The 19,536-nt window shown below is 41.8% G+C and carries 20 protein-coding genes and 3 pseudogenes; 9 read left to right on the top strand and 14 right to left on the bottom strand.

The features are described 5' to 3' along the window. Nucleotides 1-562: 562 nt before the first annotated feature. From NPUN_RS37060 to NPUN_RS37030, 8 genes and pseudogenes are all read right to left on the bottom strand, one after another. Complete coding sequence (locus NPUN_RS37060; protein ID WP_012413387.1) at nucleotides 563-1,732, bottom strand: zinc-dependent alcohol dehydrogenase; 1,170 nt, start codon at nucleotides 1,730-1,732, stop codon at nucleotides 563-565. Nucleotides 1,733-1,907: 175 nt separating this feature from the next. Further along, nucleotides 1,908-2,225, bottom strand: a pseudogene (locus tag NPUN_RS37055) (alcohol dehydrogenase catalytic domain-containing protein); the annotation flags it as partial. An 11-nt stretch (nucleotides 2,226-2,236) separates the two neighbouring features. After that, nucleotides 2,237-2,752 (bottom strand): SRPBCC family protein, encoded by a 516-nt coding sequence (locus NPUN_RS37050; protein WP_234711217.1) that lies wholly within the window; start codon nucleotides 2,750-2,752, stop codon nucleotides 2,237-2,239. Between the two features lie 755 nt (nucleotides 2,753-3,507). After that, a complete protein-coding gene (locus tag NPUN_RS37045; RefSeq protein WP_012413385.1) occupies nucleotides 3,508-4,494 on the bottom strand; it encodes an HNH endonuclease in 987 nt (328 codons plus the stop codon). 299 nt (nucleotides 4,495-4,793) lie between these two features. Continuing rightward, nucleotides 4,794-5,489 (bottom strand): winged helix-turn-helix domain-containing protein, encoded by a 696-nt coding sequence (locus NPUN_RS37040; RefSeq protein ID WP_012413384.1) that lies wholly within the window; start codon nucleotides 5,487-5,489, stop codon nucleotides 4,794-4,796. Between the two features lie 122 nt (nucleotides 5,490-5,611). Continuing rightward, a pseudogene (locus NPUN_RS44000) lies at nucleotides 5,612-5,713 on the bottom strand (site-specific integrase); the annotation flags it as partial. Nucleotides 5,714-5,778: 65 nt separating this feature from the next. After that, complete coding sequence (locus tag NPUN_RS37035; RefSeq protein ID WP_012413383.1) at nucleotides 5,779-6,828, bottom strand: hypothetical protein; 1,050 nt, start codon at nucleotides 6,826-6,828, stop codon at nucleotides 5,779-5,781. A 232-nt stretch (nucleotides 6,829-7,060) separates the two neighbouring features. Next, nucleotides 7,061-7,663, bottom strand: coding sequence for a tyrosine-type recombinase/integrase (locus NPUN_RS37030; protein ID WP_012413382.1), 603 nt, complete (start codon nucleotides 7,661-7,663; stop codon nucleotides 7,061-7,063). Between the two features lie 32 nt (nucleotides 7,664-7,695). Here NPUN_RS37030 and NPUN_RS37025 point away from each other — a divergent pair. Together NPUN_RS37025 and NPUN_RS37020 are read left to right on the top strand one after the other, a co-directional pair. Further along, nucleotides 7,696-8,820, top strand: a pseudogene (locus NPUN_RS37025) (ABC transporter substrate-binding protein); the annotation flags it as partial. A 560-nt stretch (nucleotides 8,821-9,380) separates the two neighbouring features. Continuing rightward, nucleotides 9,381-10,355, top strand: a complete 975-nt coding sequence (locus NPUN_RS37020; protein WP_167315734.1) for a Vgb family protein — start codon at nucleotides 9,381-9,383, stop codon at nucleotides 10,353-10,355. Between the two features lie 245 nt (nucleotides 10,356-10,600). Here NPUN_RS37020 and NPUN_RS37015 read toward each other — a convergent pair whose 3' ends face one another. The 6 genes from NPUN_RS37015 to NPUN_RS36995 form a co-directional block, all read right to left on the bottom strand. Then, nucleotides 10,601-11,047, bottom strand: a complete 447-nt coding sequence (locus NPUN_RS37015; protein WP_012413379.1) for a hypothetical protein — start codon at nucleotides 11,045-11,047, stop codon at nucleotides 10,601-10,603. Between the two features lie 87 nt (nucleotides 11,048-11,134). Continuing rightward, nucleotides 11,135-11,275, bottom strand: coding sequence for a hypothetical protein (locus tag NPUN_RS42435; protein WP_167315733.1), 141 nt, complete (start codon nucleotides 11,273-11,275; stop codon nucleotides 11,135-11,137). Between the two features lie 22 nt (nucleotides 11,276-11,297). Then, nucleotides 11,298-14,306, bottom strand: a complete 3,009-nt coding sequence (locus NPUN_RS37010) for a DUF5906 domain-containing protein (RefSeq protein WP_012413378.1) — start codon at nucleotides 14,304-14,306, stop codon at nucleotides 11,298-11,300. Beyond that, nucleotides 14,306-14,545: a hypothetical protein gene (locus tag NPUN_RS37005; RefSeq protein ID WP_012413377.1), complete on the bottom strand. Its 240-nt coding sequence runs from the start codon at nucleotides 14,543-14,545 to the stop codon at nucleotides 14,306-14,308. Before NPUN_RS37005 ends, NPUN_RS37010 begins: the two co-directional genes overlap by 1 nt. Before the next feature lie 266 nt (nucleotides 14,546-14,811). Then, nucleotides 14,812-15,534 (bottom strand): hypothetical protein, encoded by a 723-nt coding sequence (locus NPUN_RS37000; RefSeq protein WP_012413376.1) that lies wholly within the window; start codon nucleotides 15,532-15,534, stop codon nucleotides 14,812-14,814. Between the two features lie 133 nt (nucleotides 15,535-15,667). Then, nucleotides 15,668-15,844, bottom strand: coding sequence for a ribbon-helix-helix domain-containing protein (locus NPUN_RS36995; protein WP_234711220.1), 177 nt, complete (start codon nucleotides 15,842-15,844; stop codon nucleotides 15,668-15,670). A 254-nt stretch (nucleotides 15,845-16,098) separates the two neighbouring features. Here NPUN_RS36995 and NPUN_RS36990 point away from each other — a divergent pair, with 254 nt between their 5' ends. From NPUN_RS36990 to NPUN_RS36965, 7 genes are all read left to right on the top strand, one after another. Next, on the top strand, nucleotides 16,099-17,214 hold the full coding sequence (locus NPUN_RS36990; protein ID WP_012413374.1) for a ParM/StbA family protein: 1,116 nt from the start codon (nucleotides 16,099-16,101) through the stop codon (nucleotides 17,212-17,214). 3 nt (nucleotides 17,215-17,217) lie between these two features. Further along, a complete protein-coding gene (locus NPUN_RS36985) occupies nucleotides 17,218-17,451 on the top strand; it encodes a hypothetical protein (RefSeq protein ID WP_041566781.1) in 234 nt (77 codons plus the stop codon). Next, nucleotides 17,448-17,672, top strand: coding sequence for a hypothetical protein (locus tag NPUN_RS41425; protein WP_041566780.1), 225 nt, complete (start codon nucleotides 17,448-17,450; stop codon nucleotides 17,670-17,672). Before NPUN_RS36985 ends, NPUN_RS41425 begins: the two co-directional genes overlap by 4 nt. Further along, the gene (locus NPUN_RS41420; protein ID WP_041566779.1) at nucleotides 17,669-17,905 is read left to right on the top strand and encodes a hypothetical protein; all 237 of its coding nucleotides are present in this window, start codon (nucleotides 17,669-17,671) and stop codon (nucleotides 17,903-17,905) included. Before NPUN_RS41425 ends, NPUN_RS41420 begins: the two co-directional genes overlap by 4 nt. 180 nt (nucleotides 17,906-18,085) lie before the next feature. Next, on the top strand, nucleotides 18,086-18,214 hold the full coding sequence (locus tag NPUN_RS44395; RefSeq protein ID WP_272913992.1) for a hypothetical protein: 129 nt from the start codon (nucleotides 18,086-18,088) through the stop codon (nucleotides 18,212-18,214). After that, entirely contained in the window at nucleotides 18,204-18,647 is a 444-nt protein-coding gene (locus NPUN_RS36970) for a hypothetical protein (RefSeq protein ID WP_012413372.1), read from the top strand. Before NPUN_RS44395 ends, NPUN_RS36970 begins: the two co-directional genes overlap by 11 nt. Before the next feature lie 8 nt (nucleotides 18,648-18,655). After that, complete coding sequence (locus NPUN_RS36965) at nucleotides 18,656-19,327, top strand: hypothetical protein (RefSeq protein ID WP_012413371.1); 672 nt, start codon at nucleotides 18,656-18,658, stop codon at nucleotides 19,325-19,327. Nucleotides 19,328-19,536: the final 209 nt, after the last annotated feature.

The following is a 19,536-nucleotide window of genomic DNA, read 5'->3' as shown; positions in this document are numbered from 1 at the left end:
TGCACTGGCACTTCTGACCCCATATTTGCTTTTCGCCTACCAAAGAGAATTATAAATACTCTGTGGTAGGAGGCTAATACTTGGGGCTATAATTCATTGCCTGTAAGAGTTTCAGGGGTTTTACTGCGAAAGATATTCATCGTTCAACCCGTAAAACCTGTAAATAAAATTAATAAAAACTCTAGTTCTTGTAGCGATACATACCCAAGATTTACGCTATAGAGCCAATTTTACTTAAAAATGCCTGAACCCTATATATAGCAAGAGTTTCCAGACCATCTTGCTGCTTTTTACTTGTATCTCGGCTCAATACCATTTGAAATGAAAGCTCAAGTAAAACACCTACACGGTATTGAGCCGAGATGCGCGACGTGAAAGTTGTGCATCTCGGCTCAATACCATAACAACCCCAAGTGTATGAACTAAGGCACCAAGAGTGAGAGTGCCTGGGGATATTCCTGCATTGCCCATCACCCGATAGAGATATCATCGATTAGAAGGACACGGAGAGTTCTTTCTTTGCGTCTTTGCGTCTCCCACTCTCCGTGTCTTTTCTCCTGCCTTATGGTTTGAGTACAACTTTGATACAGTTTTCCTTCTTGTCTCTGAAAATTTCGTAACCCCGGGGTGCTTCATCTAACGGTAGACGATGGGTGATCACGAAAGATGGATCGATCCTGCCATTTTGGATGTGATCGAGTAACGTGTTTAAGTACTTATGAACGTGCGTTTGTCCCATTTTGAATACTAAGGCTTTGTTCATGGCAGCACCCATAGGTATTTTGTCTACAACGCCGACATAAACACCAGGAATTGACACGTGACCGCCTTTGCGACAGTCAATCATCACTTGCCGCAGCACATGGGGCCGGTCTGTTTCCAGACGCACTGCTTGCTTTACTTCGTCGTATACTCCTTCTAGACCCGTGCCGTGTGCTTCCAACCCCACAGCATCAATGCAAGCATCTGGGCCGCGTCCACCTGTCATTTCTTTGAGGGCTTCACCAACATCTACTTCCTCATAGTTAAGGATTTCTGCCTTGCCTTGATCTTTAGCCATCTGTAGGCGTTCGGGAATTCGATCGATAGCGATGACTCGTTCAGCACCAAGTAGATAAGCACTCTTAATTGTGAATTGTGCGACTGGGCCACACCCCCAGACTGCGACAATATCACCGGGCTGAATATTACAGTTATCTGCCGCCATATATCCGGTGGGGAAGATATCTGTTAAAAACACTACTTGTTCGTCTGTTAGTCCATCAGGAATCTTAAACAAACCAGTATCGGCAAAGGGAACGCGGGCATATTGAGCTTGACCACCAGCGTAGCCACCTAGCATATGAGAGTAGCCAAAAATACCAGAGGGTGAATAACCCATGAATTTTTCTGCTAACCAAGCGTTTGGGTTAGAGTTATCGCACAATGACCAGAAGTCATGTTGACAGTACCAGCAGTTACCACAGGCGATAGGGAATGGTACAACCACGCGATCGCCTATATTTAAATTTTTGACGGCACTACCTATTTCAACGACTTCCCCCATCATTTCATGACCCAGGATATCGCCTTTTTCCATTGTAGGGACGTAGCCGTTATAAAGGTGTAAATCAGAACCGCAAATTGCTGTTGTCGTGATTTTAATAACAGCATCACGCGGATTAATGATTTTTGGATCGGGTACTGTTTCTACCCGTACATCGTTGGCACCGTTCCAGCAAACTGCTTTCATAGCCATTAGTCCTTTGTCGGTAGTTACTTGTCAGTTGTCAGTGGTTATTTTCCTTGTCTCCTCTGCTCCCCTGCTCTTGTGAGTCCCCAACTCAAGGCTGTAACCTAACTTTTATGCAGTGGTCTTTTCTTTGGTTGAACAGCTCGAAGCCATGCTTGGCTTCTGTTAGGGGTAAGTTATCGCACAACGACCACATCTGCTGTTGGCAATACCAGCAGTGACCGCAGGCAATCATGGAAGAAACAACAACGCGATCGCCTTTTTTCAATTTCTTGACTTCATTGCCAATATCAACGATTTCTCCCATAAACTCGTGACCAATAATGTCACCCGGTTCCATCGTCGGGATGTAGCCATCGTAGATATGCAAGTCAGAACCGCAGATGGTTGCTGATGTAACTTTGAGGATGGCATCGCGGGGGTTAATTATTTTTGGGTCTGGCACTGTTTCCACCCACACATCGTTAGTGCCGTACCAACAAACAGCTTTCATAGCAATATTTATTAACCTCGCGGTTGACCTTCTGTTGTGGCAATCTCGCCTGCTTCCATCAGCATTTTGAAGCCGCGTAAATCTTCTTTAATTTGCAGTTCTGGGTCTTCACCAAATAATTTAGCAATGTCTGCGAGGGGCTTCGTCAACGCAGCCCCAATCGCACCCCCAGGCGGGGTAAATTCTTGGACTGTTTTTACCTCAGTGCCACGATTCCCAGGTGCTGGCTTGAAGTGGACGCGACCAGAGGTTTCAATTGCTGCGCCTTCAACCGAAGTCCAGGCAATCAATTCGTTTTCTCGGTCTTCGGTAATGACTACATCCCACTCAACGCTTTCATTTAAGAATCCTTTGCTAATCCAGTGCGATCGCTTCTCGTCGTATACCCTCACCTCTTTGAGATGCTTGATGAAGCGTGGCAAGTTATCAAAGTTACGCCAAAAGCGATAAAGTTCATCTACTGGTTTGTTAATGGTTAAAGTCTTTTCAACTTTGACCCGTTGGTTCATGACCGTACTCATGACCATTGCCTCTTGTGCTTGCTGTATGTCTTTTAATTATCAAAGTTGGGACAAATTGATTTGTTCTAACTCTTCTATTGCTTAGAGTTGTAGTTAAAAAAAAATTACTTGTATTCTTCCAATAGTCTTAGGTTTTCAATAAATTGATACTACAAAAGTAGTAATTGGCAGTTACAATATTTGTATACAAAAACACTTAGTTAATTTACAAAACAGTTGCGTTTTCAGAAGCAGAAATGGTGTTAGCACAACGCTAGCGAGCCTTCTCCCAAGGGGAGACACTAAGAGCGAACGAGCGTAACTGCTGTTAGCGCAGCGTTCGCGTAGCGTCTCCCAAAAAGCAGAACAGCGCGAACGCATCTAAATATTGAATATTGAATGCTCAAGGTATGATTGTGAATTGTTGGAGGACACCGTACTCCCAACGGACTTTTAAAGATGAATTATTAACATAATAATAATGATAATCATTGTTAGCAGGAGCTGGGTATCAGTTAGGTCGAGGGGGAGATAATACTCCCCCTCGACCTAACTGCCACCCTAAAGAACAACATCTTTAGTAAGAAATCGTATTACACCTTTGAGCCATTACGTGGAATTAGAGTCTCAAACTCTTCTCGCTTCATTCATGTCTTTGACGCGCGAGCCATACAAAGCAGAAAAAGCCCCGACCGAGCAGAGTCGTTGCGCGGTCGTAGCTCATAATTTTTCTTAGCGTACAAAAAACCTTTTCTGGCACGGTAATGCCTATATCTTTGCATTTAAAAATCAGCAGATAATTCAAAACTAGAAGTAGTGCCACATATTTCGTTTGCTATCCTTAAAAGTTCTTCTTCAAGTTCTAATTGTCGTGATTTTCTTGTTTTAGCATTAATTGCTATAAATTTATCTTTAAAATTTTGATATAGATTTGCATCATTACTAACAGTAATTATACTTTGAAAAACATCAAAAATACTAATGTAACACTTTAGACAATCTTTATGTCGTTTTATTATAGCAATATGATGCTCATGTTCATTCTTAAAATAAGGAAATAACATTGTTCCTGAAATTTCAATAAAAGCATCAATTGGATATTTAGTTAATTGCTTTCCTTCTGGAGATTTATCCTTAATAGTCAACCGCAACAATTCCCCCATTTCATCATTTAGGTAAGTAGAACCAAGATAATAATAAGCTAATTCATATGCAATTTTTATAATTGCACGTTTATAAAGAAATAAATCAATCGAAAATTTTTTATAAATCTGTGGTCGATATCTAATGATTGATTGAGGATTTATAATTTTTTCTATTTCTTTTTCGGTTAATTGATTTAACCCATCTCTTCTTAATTTTTTATTAATAATTCCTGGTAGTATATCTTTATCTTTTGCGTCAGCTTGGATTTTTAATTCTAATTTATTATCTATATAATTTTTCTGAATTTTGGTAAATGTTTTTAGTCCTTGAGGATTACCATCCCTATCGAATATAAATTGAATTTTTTCGTTAGTCTCAGTAAGATACACTTCCTTCCACGGATTTGGAATTTCTCCTGATTTTCCAGGTATCTTTAAAATAAGACGGTACAATTTAACAAAATCATGATTAACAAGAAATGAATCTACTGAATGTCCAAGAAAATCATTACATAGTTTGCAAACACAATTTAGTTTAATATTTCCACCAATACTATCAGGAAATATATGCTCTTCACTAAAATTTTCATTAGGCTTATCTTGTTTACATATAATGCACTTCATAAAAAATCTACAATTTTAAATTGATAATTTTAATATTAATTATAGCTAACTATATTATAAAAAATGGAATACTATAAATTACCCCAATCAAAATTCAGGAAGCGTCGAGCATTTAGCTTGGTGTATTTTTCAGCGTCTTTTATATCACGGTGTCCCAGAAAGTCCTGGATTTCTCTGACGTTGACTAATTAAGATAAATCAGCACAGTGCTTTTAGTGGAGGATGAACAAAGTACTCGAAATCTGCTTACAGTTTTTTTTATAAGCACGAGTAATTTGTTTAACGACCACAATTAATACTTATTTAGATTTTCTCTGTTTTCCAACTGACCAAGCCACTTCTCCCCCCTTCCTTTGTCCTGCCCTGGTAAACACAAAACCAGCGTCTTCAAACTTTGAACCGTACCTACAAACTGTAGAGGGAGACAATTTTAGTAAAGTCGCCAGTTCACGAGTGCTGAGTAGCCAACCATTTTTATAAGCTTCTTCCAATGCCCTCAAATGGGCAACTGGGTCAGAAGCCAATACTGGAAGCTGGCGGACAATGGCGGGAATCAGCCGTGTCACTAACCCTTCAATCACTTGCGAAAGTTGGCCGAACTGACTGGCGGTTAGTCCGGCGACTGTTAACTGACCGTCAGGCTGACTGGCAGACTCTATGCCAGAATCAAAATGCTCAGACTGACCCCCGGACTGTCTGGCGTATTGGTCGGCAAAGTCTGCCATGCTGCCACCCGCTTTCATGTGAGCATCTAGCTGGTCAAGTAACTCTAACTGCTCTCCACTGACATAAGACTTATTGCCGATTTTGGTTGGCTTGATGCCTAACCTATTGATCCGATCGTAGATAACAGATTTAACAATCCCATATTTATCGGGAAGCTGGGCGACTGGTACCCGGTCTAGTTTGGTCATAGTCGGCGGTCTGACTGGCAGACAGTTTGTGTAACAGCATACACCTTGGTACTGGGAATTAGCAACTGTATCTACCAGCATTAGCCGTCAGAGCGATCGCTTCCAGCGGGCGGGTACGCCATCGCGCTTTTGCAGGTTAATCTGGGACTGAATGCTCTACAGTCGGCGCTTTTCGTGTGATGTCGTCAAACTATCAAATCCCGACATAAACCGCGATCACGGTCATTGTCCAAGCCGTGACTGAAAATTAGCTGTATCTCTGATTGTGTAAGAACCTTGGCGCGACCATGCCGATTAATTTTCATCGTTGACTGTAGACCCTGTGATCCATAGCCTACGACGTTTGGACACCTGATTATTTCTAGTTAAGCTACTCATTGTCCTCTGTAGCATCTTTGGAACCTTCAAGTAAATATCTGTTACTGCCTTTTAAAAGTTTTTGAGTTGTGTCATCTGATTCTATTAATTCACCATTTAGTTTTATTTTCTTTTCACCAGACAAAAGAGTATTAAGATTGTTTATGATTACAATAGAACTTTTTTTTATTTTTTCATCAAATTCTTCAACATCAATGTTAGCTTCCTGTAACTTTTTTCTAAGTTCTAAAGCTGATTCTATAGCTTTAAAATTTTGCTGCTCTGCTTCAATCTTTCCCTCTTTAGTTAAGTTTCTATAGCCATATTCCTTAGCGTCTTTTATTAAAGATACAATTGTCTCTATAACTCGAGATTCTCCAAAGATTTTAACCCATAAACTCCCAGATTCTATCTTAATTATTCTTAGAGGAAAATCAACCTCAGAAATATCATAAAGAAAGCATAATTCTGAATACAGTGCTTGAATAGCTTCTAGTTTTTGTATAAATTCTTTAAATGTATAATCAGAATCTATAAAAAGAGAAAAAGAATTTAAAGTTTCATCAAGTTCAAAATCATAAGTTTGTTGAAGATTTTTAATGAGAAAACTATTAACTTCGTTAAAAGTAGATAGGATATTTACAAGAACTTTTGCACAAGTAATTAAATTGACAGTTGAATTATAATCATAATTATCAATAAATCTTTCGTATGCCTCTTCTAATAGGGAAAACTGAGAACGAATATAACTTTCTATTTCACTATTTGGGTTTATTGTTTTTAGAAATGAAATGTAATCTTTTTGTAGTATTTCAAATGAGCTAAAAAAAACTTTAGGTTTTATACGTAATTTTATTTGGTTGATCAAACTTCTTGTATAGAGTTGAGCGCTGCCGACAGATCCCTTATTTCCTTCGTCAATAGAATCTCCAATTGATTTCAAAATTTCATTTATTTCTGAATCTGCCAAAAAAAACAGCCATTCAAATACTAATTTATTCTCGTCTTTTTCTAGCAATTTTTGTAAAAACTCAAAATCTTCAATTAGTTGAAAGGTTTGCATCTCATTACCTCATTTAGATTAACTCTGAAAAATTGCTAATTTATTTAACTAAATGCAATTAGCAGGTTTAATATTTACTAATTTATTAAATAAAACAACCAAAAATTAAGATATTTAATACCCTTTTATGCCAAATTAAGTTAACTAGCACAACATAGCATAATACATTTGTCTAACAAAAGCCTTAATTATTCTGTTTTGTTCTTTTTATGAAGAAAATTTTCACAAGTTTTTACAAATCGCCCCAATCAAAATTAAGGAAGCGTCGAGCATTCAGCTTGGTATATTTTTCAGTATGTTTGATATCGCGGTGTCCCAGAAAGTCTTGGATTTCTCTGGTGTTGTAACCCTGATTCACCAGATAGTAGCCGCAGGCATGGCGCATCATGTGACAGTGAACTTTGATATCAAGTCCAGCCTGTGCCGCCAGCCGCCCAAGCAGCTTTCGCACTGCATCAGTGGACATCACCTCACCGCGTTCGGAAACGAAAATATATTTGCTATCAGGCAACATCTCTCTGAGTTCTTTGAGGAGAACTAATTCATCGTCTCTCAAGGGATGCACCCCAGAGTCACTGCCTTTTTCCCTAGTGATAAAAATCTGACGTTCGCCCCACATTACTGCATCCCACCTTAAACCGCACTTAGCCCCTACAGCTTCCCCCACCCTCAGACCGTGGCGAAACATGAGCAACATCAGTGTATAATCACGGTGAGAATAACGAGCTTTACGATCGAGCGCAGCATCGAGTAGAGATCGCACTTCACTTGGTGTAAGGTATTCTCTAGACCTGTAATGTTTGTTGGGTAGACGAGTTGGGGGTGGCAACCTCATTTATTCTCGCTGGTAGTGTCCGGTTTACGCGATATATTATGGAAAGTTACGTTTCCAGTCAGCGAGTTATATTTCGGCGTAATCCATATTACTGGCGCAAAGATGCTCAGGGCAATTCTCAGCCTTACATTGAGCGTATTGTTTGGCAAATTATTGAATCTACTGAAAATCAGTTAATTAGTTTTCGCTCTGGGCAGTTGGATAATTTAGAAGTTCCTCCTGAAGGTTTTAGTTTGTTGAAGCGAGAAGAAAAACGGGCGAAGTTTGAAATTTATAATGGTGGCCCAGATACAAGTACAGGTTTTATTGCTTTTAATCTGAGTAAAGCTAAGAATTCTCAGGGTAATCCTTTTGTAGACCCAATCAAATCTAGGTGGTTTAATAAAAAGGAATTCAGGCAAGCTATAGCCTACGCCATCGACCGCGAAACCATGAAAACAAATGTTTATCGAGGACTGGGTGAACTACAAAATTCATTTGTTTATGTCAAAAGTCCCTATTTCTTGCCTCCAGAAAAAGGGTTAAAGGTATATAATTGTGAACCAGATAAATCGAAGAAATTGCTGTTACAAGCTGGGTTCAAATATAATGCCCAAAATCAGCTTTTAGATGCTGATGGTAACAGAGTAAGATTTACAATCTTAACTAATTCTGAAAGAAAAGTTAGAGGAGATATGGCATCTCAAATCAAACGGGATCTCGGTAATATTGGGATTCAAGTAGATTTGCAAATTCTCAGCTTTAATTCTTATCTAGAAAAACTCAAAGTGACGCATAATTGGGATTGTTACCTGGGAGGATTTGCTGGAGGCGGTATTGAACCTCACAGCGCTAGCAAAATATGGAGAATTGCCGGTGCATCCCACGCATTTAATTTGGGGCCACAACCGGGAGATCCACCCATGACTGGCTGGGAAGTTTCCGACTGGGAAAAGGAAATTGACAAGCTTTACATTAAAGGCGCACAGGTATTGGATGAAAACAAGCGCAAGGAAATTTATTATGAATATCAGCGCATTGCCTCAGAACAGTTGCCTTTTATTCATTTAGTGGAGGGGTTGAATCTGCAAGCAGTGCGCGATCGCTTCCAAGGAATTCAATATACTGCTCTTGGTGGCCCATTTTGGAATCTTTATGAATTGAAAGTAACCGATTAGGCATGGGGCATTGGGCATTGGGTATTGGGTATTGGACGACTGATAAATAGACCTCTTGCACGAATAGCATAAGGATGAAAAAATACAGAATTCCTCATTCACCAGTGACAGAATTTTGTCTGTGTCTTTCCCTTTGTCCAGTTTCCTCTGCTTATTTGGAATAAAGGATATAACAATAAGACAGTCAGGGGTATCACTGCTCATTTCACCCTTTGCACTATGCTGCCACTATGACCCAAGTATTGCCCCCTTAAGCCAATATCGTAGTTTTGGAAGGCTCGATATATAAGGTTTTTTCCCTTTACCTTTTTTCAAAAATCAAATATGAGTCCTATATTGTGTTAGTAGATTTATTTCTACTGATAGACATATTGACAAAAATAAATCTATACTCTCTCTTTTTCAAGATTGCTTATCTGCGTAACTAGCAACTTGAATTAATAACAGAAATGTTACGAATGTATGATTAAGTATACTAAGTAATTATAGTTCTGTTAGCTAACAAAATTATGAAGTTTTTCAATTTTTGTCAGATCGGTGTCCCACTGATAAGCTTCGCATTGCTAGGGTGGATAGCCCCAAGAGCTAACGCAGCACTTTTAGTAGGGAGTTATAACAATAACTCCGTCCTACGCTACGAAGAAAAAACGGGAGAATTCATTGATGAATTCGTTCCGAATGGTAGTGGAGGACTACAGGGAACAACTGGTTTAACTATTGGGCCGGATAATAATCTTTATGTAAGCAGTATTTTGAACGGTAGTATCCAACGTTACGACGGAAAAACAGGGAATTTCATTAGTACCTTTGTTCCTTCTGGTAGTGGTGGACTAGATGCACCTGAAGACTTAGTTTTTGGGCCTGATGGCAACCTCTACGTTACCAGTATTAACAGCCGCACTAGTAATAGTGTTCTCCGCTACAACGGACAAACAGGAGCTTTTATTGATACTTTTGTTCCTTCAAGTAGCGGCGGACTCACTGCACCTTTTGGTTTGAGCTTTGGTTCAGACAATAACCTCTACGTCAGTAGTGTTCTAACGGATAATATTCTTCGCTACAACGGACAAACAGGAGCTTTTATTGACACTTTTGCTACAGAGGCAAAAGGTTCAGAACCTGGTGGTTTGACCTTTGGAGCAGATGGCAATCTATATGTTGCTAACTTTGTGAGTAACAATATTTCGCGCTTTAATGGAAAAACAGGAGCTTTTATTGACACCTTTATTCCTGCTGGCAGTGGAGGACTTAACGATCCTCTCAAGCCAGTCTTCGGCCCTGATGGAAACCTCTATGTTAGTGGCTTAAATAGTAACAACGTGTTGCGTTACGACGGCAAGACAGGAGCATTTATTGACACCTTTATCCCTGCCGGTCGAGGTGGATTAAATGGGGCTGGCTTTTTAGCTTTCACTGAAGACAACACTATTATTCCTGAACCTAGAATGACGCTAGCTGTGTTGGCATTTGGGGCTACGCTAGGAGCAAGCAAGCTACTGAGCCGTAAGCAAAAAAGTAAAATTTTACTCGGTTGACACTAATGATAAGGCAGTGAGCTTTTATGATGATACTTGGGGCGATTTCTCCTATTAGTCCAGCATTGCTCGTCACCTTTAGCACCCAATTTCAATTACTGTACCATATCTGCTATGCTGTTTCCTAAATCCTTTGTGAGCAAGCCTTTTAAGACTTAACGGGAAAAGTCAGTGTCTACGACGGGCTGCGCCTACGCTGGCACTACCAATAAAGTGCGTTAGCGTAGCTCACCGTAGGTATCGCTTTAGCGTTTTTGGCAATTTAGAATGGTAGGGGTAGAAGCTTGACGCTGGGAATACTTAACTTCCCATCCAGGTAAATTCCACCAGACAACGCGCTTTTCTGGTTGTAACCAAAAGTCTAGTTGTTTGATTTTGCCATTCTCAAAAACTAGTTTCGGGAACGTAGGATAGTCACGATCATTACTCTCGCTATAGTTACGTCCAAGATAGTTAAAACAAGCCTTTAATCCCTGATTAACTCCCAACTCTTCAACTCCAATGCCTTTTAAGGTCGAGTTATCGTAGCTGAAGCTGCCATTGAACGATTTGCCTGCTAACGAGCCTTTGGTCACATTGATTGTGAAGTCATAGCTAACAGTAGAGTTTTGGGCAAGACTTGTTGCAATTACACCAGTGGTAAGAGCAGCAGTTGCGATCCCAATTGAAAATTTGGGCAATAGTTTGAGCATGGTAGTATTGATGGTTGAAGTTTAGTACTTTCGGATAATTTGTATGATCGCCTATTGAAGCGATCACCGAAACGGGGAAATTGTTCGTTAAGGCTGTAATCCTTTTATAGTAATAGTTTCAGCAATGTATATCTGGGGTGATATTTTGTCAAGAAGTTCGCCTAACCGCCCCAAAACCTTAATTTGACGTGAGCGCCAGTCAGGGCTGACTCTCGTATTGGGCATCACCGTGACAGTCCCTCTTGTAGTACTAAAGATCAACCTCCCTCTCGGCGGCTGGTATTAGCATCTCAAGTTGCGCGAATTCACCCAAGGTCAAAAACCCGTGCAGTTCTAAATAAGAAGAGATTTCCATTTCGCTCAAAATATCCTTGATTACCTCCCAACTTGGATTAGGGGATTCCAAGATACAAGCGATCGCTTCAAAGGCTAAAACCTTGGAATCAGAAGAAGATGGCACAGAGTCCGATTGACCCGCACCACTTTCTAGCTTTTCCGCACAACTTGGGGAGCTACCCGCCCCACTTTGGGAGCTAACCGCCCCAGTTTCGCCCCAGTTACCGCCCCAGATTTCCTTATCTGGTAAGGGTTCCGCCTCACCCGCCCCAGTTTGGGTTACATATTCCTCTTTTTCCATTGTCGGAGAAAGCAATTCAATTTTCATATCTGACTCTTCAATGTTTTCTCCAAAATTAGAAAAAGTGGGGCGGGTGGGGCGGGTTGCTTGCTGTGACTGGGTTTCTGGGGCGGGTAGTGGGGCGGGTATGGGGCGGGTATTCTCAATAATGGGGCGGGTATTCTCAATAATTCCGATGCCTTTGAGAATTGGAATCTGTTTTTTCCGAATGTCACAGTACCGAGTTGCCCTGACTGCCTTGGGGAAGAGTTGAGCGATTCGAGCGATGATTTGGTTGATGCCCTTCACGTTTTTGTCGCTGGGGCGTACTTGGTCAATCCATGTTCTACGGTTGTTTTCATCTATAGTTAATGTGCCATTTTGGATGTACCAATTCTCCAGCAACATCCACAAAGCACTTGCCGACATCTCCCCACCTTCGACGTAACCCAGTTTTTCATCTTCAATGAAGTCAAAAAGATGATTATTCTCTCTCTGAAGGTTGCGGAAAGCGTCGGTTGTGCATTCATAATCGATACCTGACTCTATAAGGTTATTAAGAGCTTTTAAGATTCTATTTAGGAATGCGGGAGCTAATTTTGTTCTAATAAAATCTTGGTCATAGCGAAATCTGGGGTCGCCTTTTATCTCATTTAGATTATTTGGCGAAGGATTATCTACAAAGGTTTTCTTGAATTCTAGAATTGCAATCCTATCTTTGATTGCTTGTATTACACCCTGAAAAGCGGGAGTTTCGTTTAAGTTGAAAATACCTATTGCGTTAGAAGAGAATTCTATATGGTCTTTCCCTTTATGTTCGCAGTGTAATGTATCTCCAGTGACAAATAATTTTAAACTTTGAAGTCTGTCAATTCTAGATGTTTGTGGGTTTTCAGAAGCCCAATTAACTCGACTATATATAAGTGGGGCTAGTCCGAATTTTCTGCCTTCGTCATAAGATTGAAAGTCACCCAAGGAGACAGAAGTTAACCCATTCTTCCCGTAAATAGTTGATACACACTCGCGGAGAGCATCTTTACCATTAGAACCAAGCCCAATTGCGAACATTGCTTTTACCTCTCTCCCTCTGAATTTTCTAACAGTTTGAAGGTCAAGGGATGCAGCAATATTTCTAAGAAATATTTCTTGCTGTGGCTTGTCTAAACAAGCTAAAAGTTGCTCACAATATGTATCATCAGCATTAGGGTTATATTCAATCAATGGTTCATAAATGTAATAATCCTCCGGTGTATGTGGGGCTAGTCTTACTGTAAAGTTTCTGCCTTCCCACTCAACCTTGACTATCCCATTGGTGCAATTTACCCCAGGAGGATTAATTAGTTCTGGGTCAATTTCTGTTCCCATTTTCGCCCACTCCAAAACCTTTTTGACTGAACTGGGCGAAGCATAAGGACAAGTTTTTTTACCCTGCTCGTTCTCGACCACAAAAGAATTGCAAAAGTCGTAGATTCTTTTGCGTTCTGTGGAATCTGGGGAGTGTTTATAATGATTGCCAGTGTGGTAGTAAAGCTTATCAGCAGCACAAATCCAGTTCTTATCTCCGTAGAGAGCTTGAAAAGCTTGCTGGGTAAAGGCTACAACCGGATTTTGGTCATCATCGCTATCAATGACGTTTACCTCTGCCAGTTGCTCACGCTTTGCCACAGCCGCGTGAATCTCCTGCTCTAACCGACGGATAAATTCTGGTGTTTCCATCTGCCCCAAGATTTCTTTGATGTCACTTGATTTATATGGTAAATCGGGGCAGATGTCGTGAGGGTTAATTCCAATAAATGCAATCCCCACCTCGTCGGCACAATCTTGGCAGGTCTGGAGTTTCTTTAAGCCAGTGTCGTCAGCATCGTGCAGAAAAACGATTAATCCTATGCCTGCTTCAATTGCGCGTTGATATTCCGAGGTAATTGTTTTCTTATCCCATGCACTGCCTTGAAACGTAATCCCAGCCAGACCATGTGCGCGACCAACTTCTACGCATCCCTCACCTTCATGCTGGAGTAGCGCCGGGGTGACATTCACTGATTTAGCACAGGCAATTGCTTCATCAATGCGGTAAGCTTTCCAGGGTTCATCCCCTTTTCTCATCTCTGGAGTGCCATCTGGAAGCCTGTGCCATTGGCGGAAGGACTTATCATAACCCTTCTCTTTGATGTAATCCGCCCATTCATAGCGAATTACCCATTGGGTTTTTCCGTAAGGGTAGATTGTTTGTGTTGCATTCCCTGGTATTCCCTTTGGTAGCTTGCAAGTTATGTTTTGAGTTTGGGGTATGTCAGTCGCCGCTTGGGTCAACATCACCAGTGCTAATTCACCATCTGGAATTGGCGCACTTTTGGGCAAGATTCTCTTGGGGTTGGGTATTTTCGCTTTTGGGGAAGTTGTATAATTAACCCCTGCTCTTTCTGCTAAGACTTCAGCCCAAGGTTTAATCGCCTCCCGGATGTCTTTGCACTCACACTGGTTAAAGCAGCTGTACTTCCCAGTTTCTTGGACAATGGATAAATTATGCCCACCGCAAACTGGGCAGATGTATTTATTTTTCTCTCTGGCTGGTTCTAACTGGTCTACAAAATTGCGAATATCAAAGGAGGCGAGTGCTTGCTGATTGGAGAATTGTGCAACCATTACGCGATACCTCCTTGAACATTATTTAATTTTTGACTATTGCTTAATACATAAGTTGGCGATTGTTCCGGTTGAGCCAGTGCATAGTTAGGCTGATAAAAGCGATCGCGATCACAAACTGTAAATTCTCCTATTGAGTAGCACCAGTCTGGTTTACCGCAGTGAGGACAGGGATTAGCTTTAGTTGCGAATAGCAGCTTGTTCGTAGCTGAGGTATGAGATAGTTCTTTTTGTGACACTTTACAAATCCTCCAGTATGTGTATTGGAGGAATTGGAGCTATCCCGAAAGTAATCTTCTACAACTTCAGAAATTTAATCTGGTAAAATTCCTGAGTTGCCGTTTTTTGTGTAGCCAGTGTTACAATTGCTTAACACTCCAAAAGGTTTGATAAGATTACTATTAGGGATATTAATTAGGCGTGACACCCAATCCCCCAATTCCAATGGAATCAATTTTGAAAACTCCGTTGTCCACACTGGACGAAGGGGTTTTCAACTTTTAGCCTATTTGTATTGGGCTAACCAAGCCCTAACAAACTCGATTACTTCCTCCTCTTGAATCACAAACATAGTGCCTTTTCTCCTGAGAGCCAGAATTCTCATGCTTCCCACGGAAGAATATAAATGTTCATTGAGATTTGAAGCCGCTCTAGTAGGAGGCCATAGGGCTAAAACTTTTGCTGTTGGGGTTTTTGTAGCTTCACGGGATGACATTGCGAACAAGTCTCTGTTTTTGTTAAGCCACTTTTCGTAATCAGCCAACTCAAGCAGTGGACAAGGTTTCCAGGTTGTCAAACCATTCTTATCCTTCTTTCTGAGTTGTAAAGCTTCCCTGGCTTCGTTGTAGACTACCTCCCTATCTCCTATCGAACGAATGGAGATAAACAGGTGAGTTGTTCGTGGAAATCTAATAAACAAGTCAATAGGGTTTTTCTCTCCTCCCGGAAATGGAAAGATTTCTATACCAACGCTTTTAAACTCTTGTAAAAGTAGATCGGTTAATTTTTCCAACCGCGCAAGTTTTTGAGTGATCACCAACGGTTTGTAAGCCAGTGCAAAAGCAGCCCAGGCAGCCGGATTAATTAAGCTGCCAGATACCAGCGCCGCACCACCAACTGCTAGAGCAACAGTGGACAGGTAATTTTTCGTCTCCCTAATCCACTTTAATGCTGCTTCGTTATGCAGCGGGAGTTGAAAATCGGTATGTGGGTCTTTCACAGCTAACATGGCGAACTCAAAATTAATAATGTGAAATTAGCACGAACTTTACTGATACTAATACTTGACACTGTATTTTTGAATCAATAGCAATTTATTAGACTCTTTATCCAGTGTTAGTAGGACACGGAAGTTAAAAACCTCATGCCTCTGGTTTTTCCTGCTTCTGAGATTCTGATTTTTTAGCACGTCTAGCCGCGATCGCTTCACCAAGCAGAATAGCTGCCATTTGGCTTTTAGTCCTCATCTCTCCATTAGCAATTTGCTCTAGCGCCTCCCAAGTTTCATCTGGAATAATTGCATTTAACTTTTTGCTCATTAAGTCAGAACTCGTTTGCTCACCTGACATCATGATATGCTCTCTTGTCCGATCACATACGATCTTATCATCTAAAATCACATCATGATGTGATATGATGTAATTGTCAGCCAAAAACAGTCACCCAACAAAGGCAATAGAAGCCAGAAAGTGATGCTATGGCTTGCCCCTAACTGGATATCTGGATTTGTCTAGATTTAGCTAAAAATCAACGCCAAGCCAGAAGAATTAAGACTTTAACAATCATCTGAACCATGACAGCTATATATTCCAATGCCAAAAATTGGCTAGTTCAGGCAGACTTGTTAGCCAAATCCGGGCTAACTGACCTCACTGGAGGTAAAGACGCAGGTGCAGGTTATGGCAAGGCAATCATCGGTGATTTTTCGCTCATGATGCCTGCCGCATATTCACTTGTTCGCAACCGCAACATCATGCACCACGAAACCATCTCAAAAGATGGGGCATGGGTTCGGTATGTAGAAGGTTCGCGTCTTGACTTAAAAGACGTTCAATTCTTTTGGGGCAGTGCGGCTCTAGCCCAAAGTGACCACACCCTGTTACACGAGGACAAAGCCAAAAAAGCAGAACTAGCACTAGAAAGCATCCTTGCAGATTTGGCAGTTCTGAATATTCCCGATGGGTTCAAGCTTTCAATTAGTTTGAGCAACCATAACCCCGAACGCTGGGGACAAGAGATTAAACGCAGAGTTTCAGGAACTCACACCTTTGAGCATCTGCATCCTGTAACTCGTTCCATTGTCACCAAGACAGTTGACATCGCGGTTGCAGGCATTTACCCCGAAGGATTTGGCAGCATTGCCCATTGTTTATTCGGTGAAGCGTCCCTAATTCTTGACCCTTCAGAATTAGCGATCGCACTCGATATCGGTTCATCAACTTGGTTGATTACCGTGTTCAACGGCAGTGGTGCAGTGATTGACCGTCACTTGATTGAAGGTGGAGCCGGTGAACTGCACAGCATGATTGCCGGATCTCTCGACAAGCGAAACGACCGAGTAAGTCTGTTGTCCAAGGATGTGAAACACTCGCCCAGCCTCGTTAACCAGGGAATTCTTGAAGGGACTTTCACTTATGGAGGCAACCACCTCACAGGTAAGAAGTTTGAAACCGAGTACAGCCAAAGTTTGGATGAATGGTGGAGTAACAGGATTGAGAAATTCGCCAACTTTGTGACTGCTGGCAATTATCTAGACCGCGCTAAATACCTTGTCGCCTGGGGTGGGGGTGTTTCGCTGCCAGTGGTGGATCAAAACCTAGCCGGTTTAGGTTTTGTGATTTTGAACAATCCCCAATTCATCAATGCTTTGGGGTTGAAGCTATTAACTCAAATTGCAAGAGGAGCTTAATCAATGAATTACGAATCTCGGCGTATAACCATCTCCTACCTAGCAGTAATTGAATTGTGCAAGATTTTTGATTTACCCCAAGATGCACCAACACAAGCATTATCAGCAGGTGTAGAGAAGCTGATTTTTCAACACGGCAATGTACAAACATCGCCCAAAGTTGAAACAGTGCAATCTACACAGCCCAATAAATCGGCACTTAGCGCAATGGTCACTAATTTCAAGGGGGCAGCATGAGCAGAACCACATTAAGGAACACGCTTTTAGGCATTGGAGCAACAGCAGCAGCGATCGCTTTTGGCTATTTCGGAGTCCAGCAGCTTGGCAGAAACAATATGTTCACCATCGCCGCAGCCGTGGGGGGTGCAGGTGCAATCAGCTATGTACTTCAGAAGCCGAGTCAGCCAGAAGCGCCAACCGCACCAATCAAAGCTCAAAGAAAAGGAAAGAAATCATGAGCGACCACGAAACCATGCAGACACAAGCATCGCTAACGACTACCGAAATCATGACTATTATCCTGGGTTGCGAACAGACTCTTAGGTTTGTGCAAGCATCGCCCAATTACAAGCAAATCGAAGCCTCCGAAAGGTTCAGTACATCGAATGACCTCAGAATGGGTGATGCAGTGCAAGCCTTGATGGAGATTCACGAAGCAATCCTAAATATCGAATTCTACTCCCAAGTTTGAGGAACTTATGTTAGAAACGACAACTTTGCAACGTCATCATTTGTATGAATTTCGCGGTCAACAACTGCGCTATAGCCACCACTCTAATTGTCGAGTCAATGCCCCTTTCATATTCAATGACTCTCTCATGCAAACGAAAAGAATTAAGCCAAACCCAAGTGCAGAGAGAGGTTTTTGAACTTGTTGAGTTTTGTGAGAACTGATGATGAAGCGATCGCATCTGCCGGCAAGCTTGGCGATCGCCTAATCAGGATGTATCTCTCGCCGCAAAACGATTTGTACTTAAGGATTCTAACAAATGACACTTGACTACAAAAATCCCAATGATTGGGGCAAATCACCTCTGACCGACTCCGCCCTAAGAAAGCAGCAATTCAAAGCGGAAAATCCTGAAGAATGGGCAGCAAGGATTGAGGCAGATATTAAGGCACTTGACACACCAATATTCGAGAGTGAAGATTACCCACCCTTCACCGGGACGGAATTTCTAGCAACTCATTCAACTATCGATGACCATCCATACTCTGCTGCATTTGGTCAATTTTTGGGCAATGGTATTGACCCAGACATTGCAAATCTCTTGGCATTTGGTGAGAACAGATTTGATTTAATCTCTGATGATTTTGATGATCCAATACGGCAACTAGCAACGAGAATTTATAGCCGATTTGAAGAGATGGGTTACTGGGATGAATTGCCCCAGCCAGACAGCGATATCGACTACGACTTAATACCTTATTAGGAGAATAAATGGCTAGAAATTACGGAGCAGCAAAACTCAAAAACCATATTCACAACAATGCCCCCGGTACGTTAGGAGCAATGGGCAGACTGTTTGATGTCTCAGAATCGGACTTCAACAAAGCCCTCCTTGGCGACCAAACGGTAATCACCAAAATTGCAGATATGGCGCGACTGTCTGACACAGCTAAGGCTAATCTGCCTAAAGCTTTGGAGGTATACCGGAAAATCATTGAAACCACAGGCGATATAAACCAAGCCTATGCAGAACTGGTGCAACTCACCCAGAAGCACGGTACGCAAACCCTGAAAGCTATCAACACCAGTAAGACAGGAGAACAGCGTTTTAAGAACGAGATGACCGAAATGCAGGCGGAACACGTCAACGCCACCACTGCCGAGGCCACCCGTCACGCGCAACGCTCATCCTTGATTCAGATATCTGGGGCTACTGCCGACTTGATGGCGATCGCAAAATATGAGGCTGATTTAATCAAAGCTTCTAACAAAGTGCCAGAAGCCCAAGACGCAGCAGATCGCGCTTATGAAACTGCGGTAACTAGCGCACTGTGGACAAACGGCAGTGAAGCGAAAACCGACCGCATACCCAAGCCCAATTACTCGCGCACTGCTGGGATTAGCCGAGTAGGGCAGTGGTTTCGCAACTTCATGGGCATCTAACCGTAATTAGTCGAAAGCCAGCAGACAGAAGAGAGCAGGGGAGCAGAGGTGCAGGGGAGCAGGGGGGAACTTGTTAGGAACCGATGTTTCTTCGTTAGGGCAAGCAGGGGTGCAAGGGGGAATGGACTGTAACCTCTCCTCTGCCCCTCTGCCCCTCCGCCCCGAAGCCTCTTCTAGACTCTGGCTTTTTCTGTTTCACCCACGCGAGG

It is taken from the genome of Nostoc punctiforme PCC 73102 (genome assembly GCF_000020025.1).
Lineage (GTDB): Bacteria > Cyanobacteriota > Cyanobacteriia > Cyanobacteriales > Nostocaceae > Nostoc > Nostoc punctiforme.
The sequence above is the reverse complement of the archived record's forward strand: the minus strand, read 5'-3'. Positions and strand labels throughout refer to the sequence as shown.